The sequence below is a fragment of the Arthrobacter sp. DualSoilB13 genome, from assembly GCF_055389195.1.
This window is the reverse complement of the sequence record NZ_AP035865.1, coordinates 1,666,324-1,686,156: the sequence shown is the minus strand read 5'-3', so window position 1 is coordinate 1,686,156 and position 19,833 is coordinate 1,666,324. Positions and strand designations below refer to the sequence as shown.

Annotated in this window: 19 protein-coding genes; 3 read left to right on the top strand and 16 right to left on the bottom strand. The window is 61.9% G+C overall.

Features of this window, described 5'->3' with window-relative positions; all coding sequences use genetic code 11:
* The first annotated feature begins 51 nt into the window (after positions 1–51).
* Entirely contained in the window at positions 52–855 is an 804-nt protein-coding gene (gene ppgK / locus ACZ5J0_RS07820) for a polyphosphate--glucose phosphotransferase (RefSeq protein WP_142939574.1), read from the top strand.
* 7 nt (positions 856–862) lie between these two features.
* Positions 863–1,642 carry an SDR family oxidoreductase gene (locus ACZ5J0_RS07815; protein ID WP_464094529.1) on the top strand — a complete coding sequence of 260 codons (780 nt, stop codon included), beginning with the start codon at positions 863–865 and terminating at the stop codon, positions 1,640–1,642.
* 75 nt (positions 1,643–1,717) lie between these two features.
* Here the strand turns inward: ACZ5J0_RS07815 and nrdR are convergent, their stop codons facing one another.
* The 3 genes from nrdR to ACZ5J0_RS07800 all read right to left on the bottom strand — a co-directional run bounded on the left by nrdR (position 1,718) and on the right by ACZ5J0_RS07800 (position 4,339).
* On the bottom strand, positions 1,718–2,218 hold the full coding sequence (nrdR, locus tag ACZ5J0_RS07810; protein ID WP_142939515.1) for a transcriptional regulator NrdR: 501 nt from the start codon (positions 2,216–2,218) through the stop codon (positions 1,718–1,720).
* A gap of 209 nt (positions 2,219–2,427) precedes the next feature.
* On the bottom strand, positions 2,428–3,801 hold the full coding sequence (gene hisD, locus ACZ5J0_RS07805) for a histidinol dehydrogenase (RefSeq protein WP_464094528.1): 1,374 nt from the start codon (positions 3,799–3,801) through the stop codon (positions 2,428–2,430).
* 4 nt (positions 3,802–3,805) lie between these two features.
* Positions 3,806–4,339, bottom strand: a complete 534-nt coding sequence (locus ACZ5J0_RS07800) for a hypothetical protein (protein WP_142939517.1) — start codon at positions 4,337–4,339, stop codon at positions 3,806–3,808.
* Between the two features lie 114 nt (positions 4,340–4,453).
* Between ACZ5J0_RS07800 and ACZ5J0_RS07795 the strand changes: the two genes are divergently transcribed.
* Positions 4,454–4,954 (top strand): flavin reductase family protein, encoded by a 501-nt coding sequence (locus ACZ5J0_RS07795; RefSeq protein WP_142939576.1) that lies wholly within the window; start codon positions 4,454–4,456, stop codon positions 4,952–4,954.
* A gap of 79 nt (positions 4,955–5,033) precedes the next feature.
* Here ACZ5J0_RS07795 and dnaE read toward each other — a convergent pair whose 3' ends face one another.
* From dnaE to ftsW, 13 genes are all read right to left on the bottom strand, one after another.
* On the bottom strand, positions 5,034–8,591 hold the full coding sequence (gene dnaE / locus ACZ5J0_RS07790; RefSeq protein ID WP_142939518.1) for a DNA polymerase III subunit alpha: 3,558 nt from the start codon (positions 8,589–8,591) through the stop codon (positions 5,034–5,036).
* Positions 8,592–8,648: 57 nt separating this feature from the next.
* The gene (locus ACZ5J0_RS07785) at positions 8,649–9,575 is read right to left on the bottom strand and encodes an RluA family pseudouridine synthase (protein WP_142939519.1); all 927 of its coding nucleotides are present in this window, start codon (positions 9,573–9,575) and stop codon (positions 8,649–8,651) included.
* Entirely contained in the window at positions 9,568–10,176 is a 609-nt protein-coding gene (gene lspA / locus ACZ5J0_RS07780; RefSeq protein ID WP_142939520.1) for a signal peptidase II, read from the bottom strand. The genes ACZ5J0_RS07785 and lspA overlap by 8 nt, the downstream gene beginning before the upstream one ends.
* Before the next feature lie 98 nt (positions 10,177–10,274).
* Complete coding sequence (locus ACZ5J0_RS07775; RefSeq protein WP_142939521.1) at positions 10,275–10,973, bottom strand: DivIVA domain-containing protein; 699 nt, start codon at positions 10,971–10,973, stop codon at positions 10,275–10,277.
* A gap of 156 nt (positions 10,974–11,129) precedes the next feature.
* Positions 11,130–11,417: a YggT family protein gene (locus ACZ5J0_RS07770; protein ID WP_024820479.1), complete on the bottom strand. Its 288-nt coding sequence runs from the start codon at positions 11,415–11,417 to the stop codon at positions 11,130–11,132.
* Between the two features lie 106 nt (positions 11,418–11,523).
* Positions 11,524–12,060, bottom strand: a complete 537-nt coding sequence (locus ACZ5J0_RS07765; protein ID WP_142939522.1) for a cell division protein SepF — start codon at positions 12,058–12,060, stop codon at positions 11,524–11,526.
* Between the two features lie 85 nt (positions 12,061–12,145).
* Positions 12,146–12,904: a YggS family pyridoxal phosphate-dependent enzyme gene (locus tag ACZ5J0_RS07760; protein ID WP_464094527.1), complete on the bottom strand. Its 759-nt coding sequence runs from the start codon at positions 12,902–12,904 to the stop codon at positions 12,146–12,148.
* Entirely contained in the window at positions 12,897–13,664 is a 768-nt protein-coding gene (locus tag ACZ5J0_RS07755; RefSeq protein ID WP_464094526.1) for a purine nucleoside phosphorylase YfiH/LACC1 family protein, read from the bottom strand. The genes ACZ5J0_RS07760 and ACZ5J0_RS07755 overlap by 8 nt, the downstream gene beginning before the upstream one ends.
* 27 nt (positions 13,665–13,691) lie before the next feature.
* Entirely contained in the window at positions 13,692–14,912 is a 1,221-nt protein-coding gene (ftsZ, locus tag ACZ5J0_RS07750; protein ID WP_024820475.1) for a cell division protein FtsZ, read from the bottom strand.
* Positions 14,913–15,129: 217 nt separating this feature from the next.
* Positions 15,130–16,047: a cell division protein FtsQ/DivIB gene (locus ACZ5J0_RS07745; RefSeq protein ID WP_142939525.1), complete on the bottom strand. Its 918-nt coding sequence runs from the start codon at positions 16,045–16,047 to the stop codon at positions 15,130–15,132.
* Positions 16,040–17,410, bottom strand: a complete 1,371-nt coding sequence (murC, locus tag ACZ5J0_RS07740; RefSeq protein WP_142939526.1) for a UDP-N-acetylmuramate--L-alanine ligase — start codon at positions 17,408–17,410, stop codon at positions 16,040–16,042. Before murC ends, ACZ5J0_RS07745 begins: the two co-directional genes overlap by 8 nt.
* Entirely contained in the window at positions 17,407–18,525 is a 1,119-nt protein-coding gene (murG, locus tag ACZ5J0_RS07735; RefSeq protein ID WP_223942286.1) for an undecaprenyldiphospho-muramoylpentapeptide beta-N-acetylglucosaminyltransferase, read from the bottom strand. Before murG ends, murC begins: the two co-directional genes overlap by 4 nt.
* Before the next feature lie 6 nt (positions 18,526–18,531).
* Entirely contained in the window at positions 18,532–19,833 is a 1,302-nt protein-coding gene (ftsW, locus tag ACZ5J0_RS07730) for a putative lipid II flippase FtsW (RefSeq protein WP_142939528.1), read from the bottom strand.

The following is a 19,833-nucleotide window of genomic DNA, read 5'->3' as shown; positions in this document are numbered from 1 at the left end:
GCCCGGGCGGCTGCGCCATGCCCATCCCCTCCTGCCATGATCGGAAATGCATTGTCCAAGAAGGATGAGAAGAACCACAAGAACGCCCCTTTGATCGGTATCGACATCGGCGGCACCGGCATCAAGGGCGGCATTGTCGACCTGAAGAAGGGCAAACTGATTGGCGACCGCTTCCGCGTTCCCACTCCGCAGCCCGCCACTCCGGAGGCCGTGGCCGAGGTTGTCGCCCACATCGTCGAGGAACTCTCCAGCCGCCCCGACGCTCCTGCGGCCGACTCACCGGTGGGTGTCACTTTCCCCGGCATCATCCAGCACGGAGTGGTCAACTCTGCGGCCAACGTGGACAAGACCTGGCTCAGCACCGACATCGATGCCACGTTCACCAAGCGCCTCGGCCGCCCCGTAGAGGTCATCAATGATGCCGACGCAGCGGGCCTCGCCGAAGCCCGCTACGGAGCCGGCGAGGGCGTGGACGGCACAGTCCTGGTGATCACGCTGGGCACCGGCATCGGATCGGCCTTCATCTTCAACGGACAGTTGGTCCCCAATGCCGAGCTCGGCCACCTGGAGGTTGACGGACACGACGCCGAGACCAAGGCATCCGCCGTGGCACGGGAACGCGATGGGCTCAGCTGGGACGAATACGGGGTCCTTCTCAACCGCTACCTTCAGCACGTTGAGTTCCTTTTCTCCCCCGAACTCTTCATTGTGGGCGGAGGCATTTCCAAGCGCTCCGACGAGTACTTCCCGCATCTTGACCTGCGGACCAAAATCGTCACGGCAAAGTTGAAGAACGACGCCGGGATCGTGGGTGCTGCGCTCGAAGTCGCCTTGCACCACAAACTCGCAAAGTAGTTCCAGCGTGGCAGAACAGCTGCCGGCTGCCCGGCCCACCGAACGCGGAGTGGCGATTGTCACTGGCGCCAGCCGCGGGATCGGTGCCGCCGTGGCCCGGGCCGCGGCGGCCGTCGGCTACCTCGTAGTGGTTAATTACTCTGCAGACAGCGAAGGCGCAGAGTCAGTGGTCAACGACATCCTGGCTCAAGGCGGCAAGGCAGTCAGCGTGCCGGCCGATATCAGCCAGCCCGCCGACGTCGGGCGTTTGTTCGACGTCGCCGGCAGCTTCGGTGCGCTCACCGCCGTCGTCAACAACGCTGCCATCACCGGCAACCTGATTGGTCCACTGGCTGACGTCCCTGCAGCAGTAGTGCAGCGCGTTGTTGATGTGAATATCTCCGGAATGATGTTCATGTGCCAGGAAGCCGTCCGGAGGCTCACAACGCACAACGGCGGCAGTGGCGGATCCATCATCAATATCTCGTCCACCGCCACCAAAGCCGGTTCACCGGGGACCTGGGTCCACTACGCGGCCACCAAGGGCGCCGTTGACGTCCTGACGGTGGGTCTGGCAGCAGAAGTGGCCAAGCAGGGCATCCGTGTCAACGCCGTTGCCCCCGGCAGCACGAACACCGGGCTCCACGCAGCGGCCGGAATGCCGGACCGGGTGGAAAGGCTCAACCCAACCATTCCCATGGGTCGCGGAGCCGAACCGGAAGAGGTGGCTGCGGCCGTCATGTGGCTGATGTCGGATGGGGCTGGCTACATTACAGGTGCTGTGCTCCCCGTATCTGGCGGACGCTAGCGCCTGACCGGGACAGCCCGGCCCGGATTGGTGCCGGTGGCGGCTGCGGCTTCCCCTCCGCTGCCGCCACCGGAGTTAGAGCGGGCTCTTTTCCGAACCCGTGGCTTCTTTGGCGCCTGCCTTGGCTTCGTCTGCCTCATGGCGCAGCAGGGAGATGGCCGACTCAAAGTCTTCCAAGGACTCGAACGCCTGATAGACGCTCGCGAAACGAAGGTACGCCACTTCATCCAGCTTCCGCAGCGGGCCCAGAATCGCCAAGCCCACCTCATGGGCATCGATCTCCGCCGCGCCCGAGGAACGAATATTTTCCTCGACTTCCTGAGCCAGCATCGCCAGATCGTCTTCAGTGACCGGACGCCCTTGGCATGCTTTGCGGACTCCGCTGATGACCTTGATCCGGCTGAATGGTTCACCAACGCCGGACCGCTTGATGACGGACAAGCTGGTGGTCTCCACAGTGGTGAAGCGGCGTCCGCACTCAGGGCATTGGCGGCGGCGGCGAATAGCGGAGCCATCGTCAGCCATGCGGCTGTCAACGACGCGGGAGTCGGGATTCCGGCAGAACGGACAATACACGCTGGGCCTCCCCTGACAGCTCCGGCACGGACTCGGAAACGGCAGGACGCCGGATACGCAAAAGTGCCGGAAGATTCTCTTCCGGCACCAGTTTACGGGCCGCCCCACCGTAATGACAAGCGTGTAACTACTACATGTAGTACGGGGTACCCATATATGTAGTGGTCAGTTAGGTGCTGGTCAGGACTTCTCAGGACTTCTCAGACTGCTTACGACCCCTCAGTGAAGCGGATCCGGACGGCGTCTCCGTGGCCGGGAAGGTCTTCGGCACCTGACAAGCTCACAATATGTCCGCTGACCTGCTCCAATGCGGCGCGGTCATAATTGATGACCTGAACTGCACGGAGGAACGTCGTGACATTGAGTCCTGATGAGAAAGCCGCCGTCCCGCTGGTGGGCAGTACGTGATTGGAACCGGCGCAATAGTCCCCCAGGCTTACCGGGCTGAAGTCGCCCACGAAGATCGCCCCCGCGTTACGGATCCGCGATGCGACTGCCGCCGCATCTGCCGTCATGATTTCCAGGTGCTCAGCGGCGTACGCGTTGCAGACTGCGATCCCCTGCTCAAGATCGTCCACCAGCACCACACCGGACTGCGGTCCGGACAACGCCTCGAGGACCCGGGAACTGTGCTTGGTTGCAGAGGCTTGCCGGGCCAGTTCACGCACGACGGCGTCGGCCAGCTCCGGGGAGTCCGTCACCAGGACGGAAGCTGCTTTGGGATCATGCTCGGCCTGGCTAATGAGATCAGCGGCCACCAAGGGGGCCTGCGCAGTGGAGTCGGCGAGGATGGCGATCTCGGTAGTTCCGGCCTCCGAGTCAATGCCCACCACGCCCTTCACGAGCCGCTTGGCTGTGGCCACAAAGATGTTGCCGGGTCCAGTGACCACGTCAACGGGCTCAATGGGCAACTCGCCTCCGGTACCCGGAACGCCGTAAGCAAACGAAACAATTGCCTGTGCACCACCGATGGCGTAGACCTCATCGATGCCCAGGAGCTTCGCGGCGGCCAGGATGGTGGGGTGCGGAAGTCCGTCGAAGTCTTTCTGCGGCGGGGATGCCAATGCAATGGACTCGACGCCCGCCGCAACCGCGGGGACCACGTTCATGATCACCGATGACGCCAGAGGGGCCAGTCCGCCGGGAACGTACAGCCCTACGCGCCCCACCGGAATCCAGTTCTGGCTGACAACAGCGCCGTCGCCAAGCTGAACGTCAACGTTGGCAGGGCGCTGCTGGTCAGCAAACTGCCGTGCACGGTTGATGGATTCTTCCAAGGCGGCCCGAACCTTCGGATCAAGTTCGTTCAGGGCCTTGGAGAGCGCCTCTGCCGGGACCCGCGGGTGGGACTGTTCCACACCGTCGAATTTCCTGGCCAGTTCACCCAAGGCGGCAAAGCCACGGCTTCGGACATCGGAAATGATGTTTAGGACCTTCTGCTCCGCATCCGCCACGGTCTGATGCTGCGCCCTGGGAACCGCTGCACGCAGCTCCGCCAGGGAGAGGTGGCGGCCCCGGAAATCGATGCTCCGAAAGGCAAGGGCGTCAGTGGAAGGGGCGGAAGTATCCGGAGAAGTGGTCACCCGGCTATTTTACGGGCTTCTTTGACAGAACCCCGAACAGGGCCAGGACGAACGTGATGAAGGCAATGGCAGCAGGCCACAGGACCAGCACAGCATAGGAGCGAAGCGTGAAACCAAACCCGGAGCCAAGTGCCGGATCCGGGGCCGGACCCAGTAGCTGGCCCGTCAGTAGCCCGACCAACCAGGCGATAAGAGCCCCTAAAGCACCGCCAACAAGGGCAAAGGTCAAGCGTCTGCCCGAACCCTCCCCCTGCAGCTTCCCGTCAAGCATGACGCCGGTGAGGCAGCCTGCCAGCAACATCAGGGCTCCGAGGACCAAGTCCCGCGGAAGCCAGGAATCAGGATTGGCCGCATTGGCCAGATCCGGATTGCCCGAGACCAGGTTCAACCCGCCCGGAGCCAACAGCCACCAGACCACCCCGGCCACCACGCCCAAAGCAGCCGGAAGTACCAGCCACAGCACATCCTTCGGCCGCCGGGGTTTCGTGGCGGGCAACGGTTCTGAAACGGGTGGGACGTGCGCGGTGGGCTCGGTCATGCAACTCACCTTAACAAAGGCTCACGCCTACCCAACAAAATGTGGGGCTCGCCGGATGGGAGGAATACCCTGAAGGTGAGAAGTACAACCGCCACAGCCCAGGAGAACACCCACGTGTCCAGCGAACCATCCGGCTACGATCAGACCTTCCGGGAAATGTTCCGTCGGCATGCCGCCGGAGTGGCAATCATCACGGCGAACCTGAACGGAAGCCCGTTTGGATTCACTGCCACGTCCGTGGCCTCCCTGTCAGCCGAACCGCCCCGCTTCACCTTCAATATGGCCAGAAGCTCCAGTTCCTGGCCGGCTGTGGCCAACGCGGAGTACATCGGAGTTCACATGTTGGGGCTGGAAAACCAAGCCCTCGCCAATCGCTTCGCTCGGACCCGCGATCGGTTCGACGGCGACCACTGGGAGCCGGGCCCCCACGACGTCCCCATTCTCAAGGACGTCAGCGGCTGGCTCGTGGGCAGAATCCAAATGCGCCTGTCCTTCGAGAACAACGCAGTAGTGGTGGTGGAGGTGGTTGATGGGCAAGTGGGCCAGGACGGCACTCCCCTGCTCTACCACGGCGGCGCCTACAGCAAGCCCGCCCCGCTCGACTACGAAATCTAAGGGCTGAGGATTCCAGCGGCGGCCAGCCTTGCCAGGACCTCTGTATCAGTTATCCAGGTGTATCAGTTGTGCAGGTGTATCAGTTGTCCAGGCAGGCCGGACCCAGCAGCACCTTGAGGTCCCCGAACAGTGATGGGCTGGGGTTGACCCTCATATGGACCGGCAAGCCCATGACCTCCACCTTCGTATCGCCCATCAGTTTGAGACGGACTTCCGAGTTTCCGCGGTGAGTGCGCAGCACATCCCGCAGGTCTGTCACAACTGCTTCGGTGGCCTTGAACGTAGGAATGGTGATAACCACCGGACCGTTCACGCTTTCGCTGAGGTCCGGGACGGAAAGCTCCATGCAATTCAGGGTGACCGCACCGTCATCGCGGCGCTGCAACCGTCCCTTGACAACAACAATCAAGTCCTCGGCCAGGACCGAGGCAATGGGCCCGTACACCTGGCCGAAGAACATGACCTCCATGGAAGCGCCGAGGTCCTCGATCTCTGCCCGGGCGTACGCGTTTCCGCTGGCCTTGGCGATCCTGCGGCTCAGCGAGGTGATCATGCCCGCAATGGTGACAATGGCGCCGTCGTGCGGTCCGTCCTCAGCGATGATCGAGGTGATGGACTGTTCCGCGTGCTGGCTGAGGACGCCCTCCAATCCCTGCAGGGGATGGTCTGAGACATAAAGGCCCAGCATGTCCCGTTCGAAGGACAGCTTGTCCTTCTTTTCCCACTCGGGCAGATCCGGGATTTCCGTTGTCAGCGACGCCTCGGGCTCCTGGTCTTCAAAGCCGGCGAAAAGATCGAACTGGCCAATGGCCTCATTGCGCTTGAGCGTGATCACGGAATCTATGGCTTCTTCATGGATCATCGCCAGAGCCCGCCGGTGATGGCCGAGCGAGTCGAAGGCCCCGGCTTTGATCAGCGATTCGATGGTGCGCTTGTTGCACACCACGGCCGGCACCTTCAGGAGGAAGTCCTTGAAGGACGTGTACTTTCCTTCGGAAGTGCGGGCGGCCACCATGGCATCCACCACGTTGACACCCACGTTGCGAATGGCGCCCATACCGAAGCGGATGTCCGTGCCCACAGGGGTGAAGTTCAGCGATGATTCGTTGACATCCGGCGGCAGGACCGTGATGCCCATTCGACGACACTCGTTGAGGTAGATGGCGGATTTGTCCTTGTCATCACCCACCGACGTCAGAAGTGCCGCCATGTACTCCGGCGCGTAGTGCGCCTTCAGGTAGGCCGTCCAGTAGGAGATCACGCCGTACGCGGCCGAGTGGGCCTTGTTGAAGGCGTAGTCGGAGAACGGGAGCAGAATGTCCCAGAGCGTCTTGACAGCGGCCATGGAGTAGCCGTTGTCCTGCATACCTTGGGAGAAGCCGGCGAACTGCTTGTCCAGCTCGGACTTCTTCTTCTTGCCCATGGCACGACGGAGGATGTCTGCTTGGCCGAGAGAGTAGCCGGCCAGCTTCTGCGCCACAGCCATGACCTGTTCCTGGTACACGATCAGGCCAAAGGTTCCACCCAGGATTTCCTTGAGCGGTTCTTCCAGTTCCGGGTGGATGGGGATTACTTCCTGAATCCCGTTCTTGCGCAGAGCATAGTCGGTGTGGGCGTTGGCACCCATGGGACCAGGCCGGTACAGCGCAAGGACTGCGGAGATATCTTCGAAGTTGTCAGGCTTCATCAGCTTGAGCAGGGACCGCATGGGTCCACCGTCGAGCTGGAACACACCAAGGGTGTCACCGCGGGCCAGCAGCTCGTAGGACGGAGCGTCATCGAGTTCCAGGTTTTCCAGGTCCAGGTCAACGCCGCGGTTCATCTTGATGTTTTCCAGGGCATCGGAAATGATCGTCAGGTTCCTCAGGCCCAGGAAGTCCATCTTGATCAGTCCGAGGCCCTCGGAGGTCGGATAGTCGAACTGGGTGATGACTTGGCCGTCCTGGAAACGGCGCATGATGGGGATGACGTCGATGATGGGGTCCGAGGACATGATGACGCCGGCGGCGTGAACACCCCACTGGCGTTTCAGGCCCTCGATGCCCAGCGCGGTCTCGAAGACCTTGGCGGCCTCGGGATCGGTAGCGATCAGCTGGCGGAAGTCCCCTGCCTCGCTGTAGCGCTTGGACTCCGGGTTCTGGATGTCGGCCAGCGGAATGTCCTTGGCCATGACGGCAGGCGGAAGGGCCTTGGTGAGTGTCTCGCCCATGCTGAACGGATAGCCGAGCACACGGGAAGAGTCCTTGAGCGCCTGCTTGGTCTTGATGGTTCCGTACGTGACGATCATGGCCACGCGCTCGTCGCCGTACTTCTTGGTGACGTAGTCGATCACCTCGGAGCGGCGGCGATCATCGAAGTCGACGTCGAAGTCAGGCATGGAAACGCGGTCCGGGTTGAGGAAGCGTTCAAAGATCAGGCCGTGCTGCAGCGGGTCGAGGTCGGTGATGCGCATGGCGTAGGCCACCATGGATCCTGCACCGGAACCACGGCCGGGACCTACCCGGATGCCATTGTTCTTGGCCCAGTTGATGAAGTCGGCAACCACCAGGAAGTACCCGGGGAATCCCATGGAGGTGATGACACCGAGCTCATAGTCAGCTTGCTTGCGGACCTTGTCCGGAATGCCCTGGGGATAGCGGTACTTCAGACCGGCGTCCACTTCCTTGACCAACCAGGAGGTCTCGTCTTCACCGGGAGGACAAGGGAAGCGCGGCATGTAGTTGGCGCCGGTGTTGAAGGAAACTTCGCAACGCTCGGCGATGAGCAGCGTGTTGTCGCAGGCTTCAGGGTGATCGCGGAACAATTCCCGCATTTCCTGCGGAGATTTCAGGTAATAGCCACTACCGGAGAACGCAAAGCGGGAACCGCCGTTATCGTACGTCGGTTCCAGGAGCGTGGAACCGGACTGAATCGCCAGCAACGCTTCATGGGCCTTGGCATCGTGCTCATGGGTGTAATGGAGGTCATTTGTGGCCACGAGTGGCAGGTTGAGTTCCTTGGCCAAGCGCAGGAGGTCGCCGGTGACGCGCCGTTCAATGTCCAGCCCGTGGTCCATCAGTTCGCAGAAATAGTTCTCCGCTCCGAAGATGTCGCGGAACTCTGCTGCAGCCTCCACGGCTTCGCGGTACTGCCCCAGGCGCAACTTGGTCTGGACCTCTCCGGACGGGCATCCGGTGGTGGCGATCAGGCCTTCGGAGTAGGTGTTGAGCAGTTCCCGGTCCAGCCGCGGCCACTTACCAAAGACAGAGTCCAGGGAAGCAATCGAAGAAGCCCTGAAGAGGTTCCTCATGCCCACGTTGTTGTAGCTCAGCAGCGTCATATGGGTGTACGAGCCACCGCCGGAGACATCGTCCTTACGCTGGCTTTCGTCGCCCCAGCGCACACGCTCCTTGTCCCCGCGGGCGGTGCCGGGTGTTACATAGGCTTCGACGCCGATGATCGGCTTGATGCCCTTGTCTGTGGCTTTGCGCCAGAAGTCGAACGCCCCGAACAAATATCCGTGGTCAGTCGTGGCCAGGGCCGGCATGCCCAGCCGTTCGGTTTCATCGAAAAGCTCACCGAGCCGGGCAGCTCCATCCAGCATGGAGTACTCAGTGTGGGTGTGCAGGTGGACAAACGAATCATTGCTGGAAGTCACCACGACAGTCTACCGTCCCGTGTCATACAGAAATCGGACCCGGGCAGTGAAGTCCGTCTATGCGGAGCCAGTGGCCAGCAGATCCAGAGCGTACTGGAGGTCCGCCGGATATTCGCTGCTGACTTCCACCCAATCGCCGGAGCGGGGATGGGTAAATCCAAGTTGACGGGCGTGCAGCCACTGACGGGTGAGACCAAGGGTGGCAGCCAGGCGGGGGTCCGCTCCGTAGGTGAGGTCGCCGGCACAAGGATGCCGCAGCGCTGAGAAGTGGACGCGGATCTGGTGGGTGCGCCCCGTTTCCAGATGCACTTCCACCAGGGTCGCCTTACCAAAAGCTTCCAGGACCTCATAGTGGGTCACTGAGGGTCGGCCGTCCTCGATGACGGCGAACCGCCAGTCGTGGCCGGGATGCCGTCCGATGGGGGCGTCAATGGTCCCCTGAAGAGGATCGGGCAGTCCCTGAACAACTGCGTGATACACCTTGTCCACGGTGCGTTCCTTGAAGGCCTTCTTCAGCACCGTGTAAGCGTTCTCGGTCTTAGCCACCACCATGACACCGGATGTCCCCACATCCAGCCGGTGAACAATCCCCGCACGCTCGGGCGCTCCCGACGTAGAAATCCTGTAACCTGCTCCGGCAAGGCCTCCCACTACTGTGGGGCCCACCCAGCCTGGTGAAGGGTGGGCTGCGACCCCCACCGGTTTGTCGATGACAACGAATTCGTCGTCGTCCAACAGGATCTTCAGGCCTTCCACAACTTCCTCCACGACTTCCAGGGGATCCGGCCGCTCGGGAACCGTGACATCAAGCAATGTACCGGCAACGAGCTTCGCCGATTTACCCAGCGCAACTCCGCCGCTGGTGACGTTTCCTTCTGAAATCAGCAGCGCGGCAGCAGAGCGGGAAATGTCCAGAAGCTGTGCCAGTCCGGCATCAACTCGCGCCCCGGCCAGTTCCTCGGGAACCACTATGGATTTACTCACCAGCGGGCTCCCCGTTGGTGCCGCCGGCGGATTTGGCATCTTTGGCCGGCTTTGGCGCTGCCACATGACGGGTTCCGTCCATGCCAACCCCCCGCAAGGTCAGGAGGCAGATAATGACGACGCCGGACACCACCGCCGAGTCTGCGATGTTGAAGATGGCGAAGTTCGGCAGCTGAATGAAATCCACCACATGTCCCATGGCGAAAGACGGCTCGCGGAACAAGCGGTCGGTCAGGTTGCCGAGGGCACCGCCAAAGAGCAGTCCCAGGGATAGCGCCCACCAGACCGAGCCCACCTTTCGCAGCTGAAAGAGAATCGCCACAGAGACCACAGCCATGACGATCGTGAAAACCCACGTCACATTCTCGCCGATGGAAAATGCCGCCCCGGAGTTGCGGATGTAGTACCAGTGCAGCAGCGGAGGCAGCACCGGAATGCGCTCACCCTCCGTCATGGTGCTGGTGACCCAAAGTTTGGTGAGTTGGTCAAAAACGTAGGCGAACACGGCGAAGCCGGCAAAAAGCCAGAGCATGGCAGGACGCCACTTACGGCGTCCGGCAGGCGTCGGCTGTGTGGCCTCAGCGGTGAAGTCGTCGGTCATAGTGCTTTCATTCGGGAAGCGTGCGGGCTGCTGTCGGTCTCTTAACAGAGAAAGCCGGCGGCCGAGGAGTCCTCAGCCACCGGCTTTCAGAATACTTGCTAAACGTCAGCGGTTGCTTCGCCAACCTCAGGGGCAGCGACGGAACCACGGGCGTCAAGGTCGCGGAGCTGACCTTCGATGTAAGCCTTCAGGCGTGAACGGTAGTCGCGCTCGAAACCACGGAGCTGCTCAACCTTACGCTCAAGAACGGAGCGCTGCTGCTCAAGGGCACCAAGGATCTTGCGGGACTTCTCCTGGGCGTCGTTGACGAGGCTGGAAGCCTCGATCTGAGCCTCGGCAATGATCTTTTCCTTCTGCTGCGCACCGTCGGAAACGTGCTTGTCGTGCATCTGCTGCGCCATGGCCAGCAGACCTGCAGCGGACTCAGCGGACGTGGTGACGCCATTGCTTGCAGCAGGTGCCTTCGGAGCTGCAGCAGCAGCTGCTGCCTTCTCGGCTTCCTTCTTCTTGGCATCTTCTGCGGCCTTGGCTTCGGCTTCCGCCTTCGCCTCAGCTTCCTTGTCAACCTTGACCGGGGCCGGAACCTTCTCGACGACCGGAGCCGCAGCAGTTGCAGCGGGAACGGCCGAACCGGCCTCGCCGAGCTTCTTGCGAAGTTCGTCGTTTTCCTGGTTCAAGCGGCGAAGTTCCACCACGATCTCGTCGAGGAAGTCGTCAACCTCGTCCTGGTCGTAGCCTTCGCGGAACTTGGTCGGCTGAAAGCGCTTGTTGACAACGTCTTCTGGCGTCAAAGCCATCTGGTCACCTCGTTGGTCTAGTTAGTCAGTAGGCCTTCCGGCCGTTCAAAACTACGGTACCTAAATATCATCTTGTTCCTCCAATTCAACACCATCGTGTTGATTTGGAGAATTTGCGGCCTATGGACCATCGGTGGCCCGGGTTCCGCGGAGCAACTACGCCAGGCTGTTGGTCACTGCCATGGCTATGCTGACGGCAATAATCAGGATCAAGAACCCAAGATCCAAGGAGATTCCGCCAAGTTGGAGGGGCGGGATCAGCTTCCTGAGCCTGCTAAGGGGAGGATCAGTGACGGAGTAGACCACATGGGCTGTAACCAACGCCACACCCCTGGGCCGCCACTGGCGGGCGAACATCTGGACCCATTCGAAGATGAGTCGGATGATCAGGGCGATGAAGAACAGCAACAACACAATATAGATAAGGCCGAAAACAATGCCCACGAGTTAGCTCAGATCTCCCACTTGTTCCGGAATGCCGATCGGTCCCTACTATTGCAACACAGATGCCAGGCGGGTTGACCCGCCTGGCATCTGCAAAAGACTGTTGTCAGCTCTGGTTGAAGAAGCTGGCCTGCGTCTCGCTGGCCTTTTTGTCGTCCCCGATGACCTCAACGTACGACGGCGACAACAGGAAGACCTTGTTGGTCACCCGCTCGATGCTGCCGTGCAAGCCGAAGACGAGGCCGGCGGAAAAGTCCACAAGCCGCTTGGCATCGGACTCACCCATGTCAGTGACATTCATGATGACCGGAATGCCATCCCGGAAGCTCTCGCCAATGACCTTTGCGTCGTTGTACGAACGAGGATGGACGGTGGTGATCTGCCTCAGGCCCGAGGCATCTTCGCGGCTGGATGCCGCACGCTTGATGGGTGTCACGGGTGCGCGGTATTCCTCTTCGGCATCTACAGTGGGCATTTCACGGACAACTTCCCGGACGGGAGCGGGCGCACGGCGCTCTTCCCGTTCCTGTGCCTGGGGGCGTTCTTCATCGTGCTGCGTGGCGACGGACTGCTCAGATTCGTAGTGTTCATCGCCGTCGGCGAGCCCAAGATAGATCATTGTCTTGCGCAGAGCGCCAGCCATGGTGCACTCCTATCGTTTCTGCAGTAGGCGGGCCGCCATGACTTGACATATTGGAACCCCGGCCCGTCATTCCAATACTTTGACGCTACCCCACGGCCGGACGGGAACCGAGAATATCGGAGCCAATTCTCAGGTGTGTCGCTCCGAACTTCACGGCGGCTTCCAAGTCCTGACTCATGCCGGCGGATATACCTGTTGCGGCCGGATGCACTGCGCAGAGCGCTTTGGAAATCCCCGCGAGTCGCTCGAAGGCCACATTCGGATCAGCCCCCAAAGGCGCCACGGCCATCAGTCCGGACAACACCAGACCGTCCGCCAGCTCGATTCTTTCCGCGAGCATCTCAACATCGGAGGGCGTGGCGCCGCCCCGGTGTGCGCCGGCGTCGTCATCCAGGCTGACTTGGATGAAACAGTCAAGATCGCTGCGCCCCGTGGCATCCTTCTCCCTGGCGACGGCCTTGGCCAGAGCATCAACCAGCTGCACGCGGTCAACAGACTGGACCGAAGCAGCATACTTGACCACCGACTTTGCCTTATTGCTCTGAAGCTGGCCGATGAAATGCCATCGGACGTTAATCCCGGAGAGTTCAGCAGTCTTGGAGGCCGCTTCCTGGTCGCGGTTCTCGCCGACATCCTCGACACCAAGTGTCACCAGGCGGCGAACATCGGCCGCCGGATGGAATTTAGTCACCACCACCAACCGCGGCAGGTCAAGCCGTCCTGCAGTGCGGGTAGCGACGTCAATCCGCTGCCGCACCACCTCCAGCCGGGCCGACAGCTCAGCCGTGCGGGGATCACTTGATGATTCTTCCCGTTGTTGGTTGCCGTCTTTGAGGCTAGTCATGCGTCCACACCAAACCTGCAAATCGACCGGTCCGGGAGTCCCGCCGGTAAGAGAAAAGGGAGTCGTTTTCACGGGTGCATTCCCCCGAGTACTCCACGGGGACATCCAGTGAGTGCAACTGCGCGCGTACACCCGCCGGAAGGTCAAGGGCAGGTGTACCCCACGAGGTGGAGGACCACGCTTCAGGTATTTTTTCTGCCACCTCGGCACGCAGCTGTTCGGGGACCTCGTAACACGAGCCACAAATGGACGGTCCGAGCCAAGCGCTGATATCAACAGCTCCCCGACGCCGCATTTCAGCGACAGTTGCGGGCACCACGGCTGACGCGACCCCGGGACGCCCGGCATGGGCAGCAGCCAGGACGGGGCTGTTGTTGGAGTCGCTACCAACCAGCAGAACCGGGACACAATCGGCCACCATCACGGCCAAAGGCTGTGCTGATCGCCCGGGGGTTGCAGGCGGGTGGGCGACTGCATGCTGTCCAGACGGTACAGGGGCAGCGGAGACCATGGCATCAGCGGTTGGTCCAGGTCCATGAGCTGCAACGAACTCCACATGATTTCCATGGACCTGGTTCATGTACTGGAACTGGCGCGTACGCGAACCGTCCGGGCGCAAGCCGAGAGTGTGTTCCACCCGGGCACGACGAACCATCACTTCCGTGGGGTCGTCCTGTACGTGGAGAGCCAGGTTCCCGGCGCCTGTATCCGTGAAGGCTACAGAAACGCCGGGTCGTACTTCATTTCGCCACCAAAACACCTGGTACTGACTCTTTCGAACCGCGGCTTACTTCAGGAAGTCAGGAACGTCGAGATCATCGGAGCGGCTGCCCGAAAGGTCGGGTTCAACAACTGCAGGGAGGTCGACGTCAAAGCCGGAGTCCGCAGGCAAGGCCGACGGACGCTGCTGGCCCCAGTTGCTCAGGCCTGCAGCACCGATACCTGCCGTGGCGTGCTGCGGGGCTGCAGCGTTGGACGGCGCACTGCTCGGAGCAGCAGGCCTTTCCGAAGGCACCGGGTTCTGGGCCGGACGGGACTGATCCATGGAAGGCGAGGTTGCTTTGACGTCGTCGAAGCCCGCTGCGATGACTGTCACGCGAGCCTCATCTCCCAAGGCGTCGTCAATGACGGCACCAAAGATGATGTTCGCTTCGGGGTGGGCCACTTCCTGCACCAGGCGCGCGGCTTCATTGATTTCGAACAGGCCCAGATCGGAGCCGCCCTGAATGGACAGCAGGACACCGTGGGCGCCGTCAATGGAGGCCTCCAGGAGCGGCGAGGCGATGGCCAGTTCCGCAGCCTTGACGGCTCGGTCTTCACCACGGGCGGAACCGATGCCCATGAGGGCAGACCCCGCGCCCTGCATGACTGACTTGACGTCAGCAAAGTCAAGGTTGATCAGGCCGGGAGTGGTAATGAGGTCAGTGATGCCTTGGACACCGGACAGGAGTACCTGGTCCGCAGAGCGGAAGGCGTCCAGGACGGAGACATTGCGGTCGCTGATGGACAGAAGGCGATCGTTCGGGATCACAATCAGGGTGTCGACTTCGTCGCGGAGGGCGTCAATTCCAGCCTCGGCAGAGCCTGCACGGCGCCGGCCTTCGAAGGTGAAGGGTCGGGTCACGACGCCGATGGTCAGCGCACCGAGGGAGCGGGCGATGCGCGCGACCACGGGAGCACCACCGGTACCGGTGCCACCGCCCTCGCCTGCCGTGACGAAGACCATGTCAGCACCGCGGAGAACTTCTTCGATCTCGTCGGCGTGGTCTTCTGCTGCCTGCTTTCCGACCTCCGGGTTCGCTCCTGCACCCAAGCCACGGGTGAGCTCACGTCCGACGTCGAGCTTGACGTCGGCGTCGCTCATGAGCAGCGCCTGCGCGTCGGTGTTGATGGCGATGAACTCGACGCCCCGAAGGCCGACCTCGATCATACGGTTGACTGCGTTCACGCCACCGCCGCCGATGCCGACGACCTTGATGACGGCCAAGTAATTCTGCGGTGCTGCCACGTTTCGTGCCCCTTGCTTGTGTCCTATAGCGAAACTGATCGAGTCCAACTTGAATCCTTGGACCTTAACCCTCTAGTTGAAGGTTATAGTTATGTCAAGTAACTCTACTGCGACGGTATTTCCTCTGGTTCCCACATGCAATCTCCGCTTGCGCGTGTCGTGTGATTGCCGTGAAATAAGGCCACCGCCGGCCCGCAGGTTACGTTCTCAATACTGCCTATTTTGTGAATGGATGCCGGGGAACACTGACGTCGTAGATACTGACCGGGACCTTTGGGTCCGCCGGCATCCTCAGCAACGCCTCGAGTGCCTTGGCCTTCAGTTCCCTGTCCTCGGCATTGCCCCAGACTACCGTCTTTCCGTCCACCAGTTTCAGCTCAACGGCGTCGGGCGAGGCTGCAGAGGCGGTAGACATCCTGGCAAGGATGTCCGCGGGCAGGGTGTCCAGAACAGCGGCAATCGCCTTGAACAACTCCGTGTTGGTGGTGCCCACGCCAGCGTCGATCAACGGCAGGGCTACGGCGGCCAAATCCTGCGTCGCTCCGAGTTGAACGCCATCTACATCCACCATCACGTAGCTGTCACCCTGCTTGAGCAGTGCCACAGGAACGCGCTCGTCCACATGCACCAGCAACTCGGACGGCGGCCGTGCTTCCATGGTTGCCGAACGGACCTGGACAAGTGGTTTCAGGAGCTCGTTGATCTCCTGTTCGCTGACTTGCGGCAACGGCTTGCCTTCCAAGCCTGAGAGCGCCTTTTGCACCGCATCCGGCGTCACAAGCGATGTTCCGTCCACGGTTATGGTGCGCACTGCCAACACGGGAGAAAAGATGGCCCCTGCGATCAAGGATCCGACCACCAAAGCCACCATCGAGAGCGTCCAGAGCACCAGTCTCCGCTGACGTCGGTTCCTGGGCTCAGGAAAAGCAATGACGTTGTCAGTCCCTGGCGCCTTGCCGGCCTTCGCGGCACCGCCAGGCTTCGAGGGGCGACCCGACGCCACCGGGGCCTTGAGGTCAGTGTCAACAGATCGTTGTGCACTGATGACCTCCATTGGGTCACCTCCGGACCTCTCCGCCTTGCCGGGGCGCGGCTCCGTGGCCGGTTTGAAGGTGGGTTTCCGGGTGTTAGCCATCCAATGCCGCCACGATGGCAGGCCCGTAGGCAGTGACGTCTCCGGCCCCGACCGTCAGGACCACGTCGCCGTCGCTTGCAGCGTCCACCACGGCGTCCACGGCTTCACCGGCTGAAACGAGCCGGCCGTTCACCAAGTGATCGGTGATCAGCGTGCTCGTGACCCCCGGGATGGGATCTTCGCGGGCAGGATAGATGTCCAAAATCAATGCGGTGTCCGCCAGGTCCAAAGCAGCGGCGAACTCCGTGGCGAACTCACGGGTCCGCGAAAACAGGTGCGGCTGGAATAGGACGTGCACCTTCTTGCCGGCGGCCACTGAGCGCGCTGCCGATAATGCTGCGCGGACCTCGGTGGGATGGTGGGCGTAGTCGTCATAGACCCGCACTCCCCTGCCCTGGCCTTTGAACTCAAAGCGACGTGAAGCACCGGTAAAGTGGCCCAGCGCAGCCGCGGCAGCGCCCGGTTCCACGCCGAGTTCGACGGCGACTGCGAACGCCGCTGCGGCGTTCAGGGCGTTGTGCCGTCCCGGCACTTGCAGTTCAAGGCCATGGACGGCTCCGCCCAGGGCAACGGATACATCGCCCGGACCGCCGTCATGAAGCCGGACATCGGCAGCAGATGATGTTCCGTACGTCAGGACGCGCGTTATCCCCTTTGAGGCTGTCCGTTCCGCCAAGGCCAGGGCACCGGCGTCGTCGGCGCATGCCAGCAGGACGCCGTTGGAAGGCAGGAGCGCGGCGAACTCATCAAAGGACGCGAAGACGGCCTCCGGTGTTCCGTAGTGATCCAAGTGATCCGCTTCGACATTGGTAACCACCGCAATCAACGGACGGTAGTTGAGGAATGACCCATCCGACTCATCGGCCTCTGCCACGAAAATATCGGATTCACCGTGGGCTGCGTTGACGCCCAGTGCCGGCACGTTCGCGCCGATCGCGAAGGAGGGATCCAGACCGGCTTCCTTGAGGAGTACCGCAACCATCGACGTAGTAGTGGATTTGCCGTGGGTACCTGCCACGGTGACAACCCGGTGCCCGGCCATGGTGGCGGCCAAAGCTTCCGAACGGTGAAGCACGGGCAACCCGGTCTGACGCGCCGCCACCAACTCCGGGTTGTCGTCCCGGATGGCTGAACCAGCCACGACCGTCTGGGCATCGCCCAGGTTTCCGGCGTCGTAGCCGACCGCAATACGCGCACCTGCCACGGCGAGGTCACGCATCACGGGCAGGTCTTTGACATCGCTGCCGCTGACGGGGATGCCCCGCGCCACCATAATGCGCGCGACGGCGGACATTCCCACTCCGCCGATTCCAATGAAGTGGACGCGTCCGAGAGACTCGAGCCGGGCGATGCTGGTGGTCATGCGGATACCGCTTCCAAGACAAGATCAGCCATCCGCTGATCGGCGTTTCTGATACCAAGTGCTTCGGATTTCCGAGCCATGTCATTGAGTTTGCTGCGGTTTGTCAGCAGCGGAATCAGTTCGGTCCGGAGCCACTCCGGGCTGAGATCCTTGTCATCGATCATCAGTGCACCGCCTGCGGCAACCAAGGGGGCGGCGTTCAGCGCCTGCTCTCCGTTCCCGATGGGCAAGGGCACGAACACTGCGGGGACTCCCACAGCCGCTACCTCGCTGACGGTGCCGGCACCGGCACGGGCCAGAATGACGTCGGCAGCGGCGTAGACGTTCTCCATGCCGTCCACGTACTCAACCTGCCTGTAGCCGTCGGCGGCGAGAAGTCCGCCGTCGTCATCCTTGACGGCTTTGCCTTTGCCCGTGATGTGGAGGGTCTGAATACCGGCAGCGGCCAGTGCGGGGAGAGCTGCGGTGATGGCACGATTGATGCTCAACGCCCCTGAGGAGCCGCCTGTGACGATCAAGGCCGGACGGTGGGCATCAAGCCCCAGCGCGGCCTTTGCCGCAGGCGCCGCAACAGCCCTGTCCACTTGCGAGATAGCCCGGCGCATGGGCATTCCCACGTGGCGGGCCCCCCTCAAGCGCGTCCCGGCAAATGCCACGGCAACATGCTTGCTGAACCGGGCGCCGACGCGATTAGCCAGGCCGGCCTTCATGTTGGCCTCGTGGATGACGATGGGGATCCGGAGTTTGCGTGCAGCAAGGTACATGGGCGTGCAGACGTACCCGCCCACACCCACCAGAACATCCGCGCCGGAGGCCTCCAAAATGTGCCGGGCCTGCCGGACCGCGCCGCTCAAGCGGGCGGGCAGCTTCAGGAGGTCCGCTGACGGCCGCCGCGGAAAGGGAACACGGTCGATGGTTGCGAGCTGGTACCCGGCCGCCGGGACGAGACGGGTTTCCATGCCCGACGGCGTCCCTACAGCCATGATGGCGGCCTCCGGACGTTTGTCCTTGATGGCGTCGGCAATCGCCAACAGCGGGCTGACGTGACCGGCTGTCCCGCCGCCGGCAAGGACGACGGACAACGGCTTGGGCGCGTTTGCGGAGTCAAAAGTCATGAAGTGCTAGGTACGCTTTCGTGCAGTCTTGGACATGAGGCGCGGGAAGAATCCTGAACGCTGCTGCGCCGGCAATTGGCCGCGGGCCAAAGACAACACTACGCCCACACCGCAGAGGGACATGATCAGCGCGGAGCCACCATAGGAGATGAACGGAAGGGGCACCCCCACCACAGGAAGAAGTTGGGTCACCACCGCCATATTCATGCTCGCCTGGCCGAGCAGCCACACCATGATTCCACCAGCCAGCGTGCGTTGGAACGGGTCGGTCTGCCTCACGACTACACGGAAGATGGCGATACCCAGGATGGCGAACAGGACCAGGACCACGATGGTTCCAACAAGTCCCAGCTCCTCGCCAATAATGGCAAAGATGAAGTCGTTGTGCGCCTCCGGCAGCCAGTTGTACTTCTGCCGGCTTTGGCCAAGGCCCAATCCGGTCCAGCTCCCCTGTGCGAGGCCGTACATGCCATTGGTTGACTGGAAATCGAAGTCAAACTGCTCGGTGCACTGCGTGGAGGCTGTTCCCAACCACGAGGTGATCCGGCAGATCCGGTTTTGGCTGCTGATGGTCCCCAGGACGGCGCCTAGGGCGCCAACCGCGCCGGCAATGGCCAGCATGCGGCCGGGAACGCCGGCGAAATACAGCCCGGCAGCGGTAATGGCCGCGATGACGATCACAGTTCCGAGGTCGTTGCCCAACATCACCAAGGCAATGACGAGTCCTGCACCGGGAACCACCGGAATGATGACGTGCATCCAACGGTTAAGGAGTTTCTGCTTCCGCGCCAGAACGGCAGCGATCCACACGCAGAGGATCAGCTTGGCCATCTCCGAGGGCTGGAGGGTGATACCTCCAATGTCGATCCAGTTCTTGTTGCCGTTGACGGTGTTGCCCATGACCTGGACCAAGGCAAGGAGCACAATGACGGCCCCCAGCGCCCACCAGGAGAGTTTCTTCATCCAGTTCACGTTGGTCCGCGAAATGACGTACATGGCGATGAGTCCAACCACACCGAAGAGCGCCTGTTTGAGGGCATCAGCATAGGGCGACTTGCCCTCGGAAATGGCTTCAACGCTTGACGCGGACAACACCATCATGATCCCGATCGCCGTCAACGCGAGGGCGCAGCCGAGAATCAGATAGTAGGTGGAGCTGTTAGGTGCCTTGCTCTTTCCTTCAAGGCTCTCCCAAAAGCCACGCAGGTGTCCGCGGAGCCCTGAGGGGCGGCTGCCGTCACCTGATGCCGGCTTGGGCTTCCCGTCCCGGGGTTCTTTGCCGCGGGTGCGGGTGGGCGTGCTGACCAT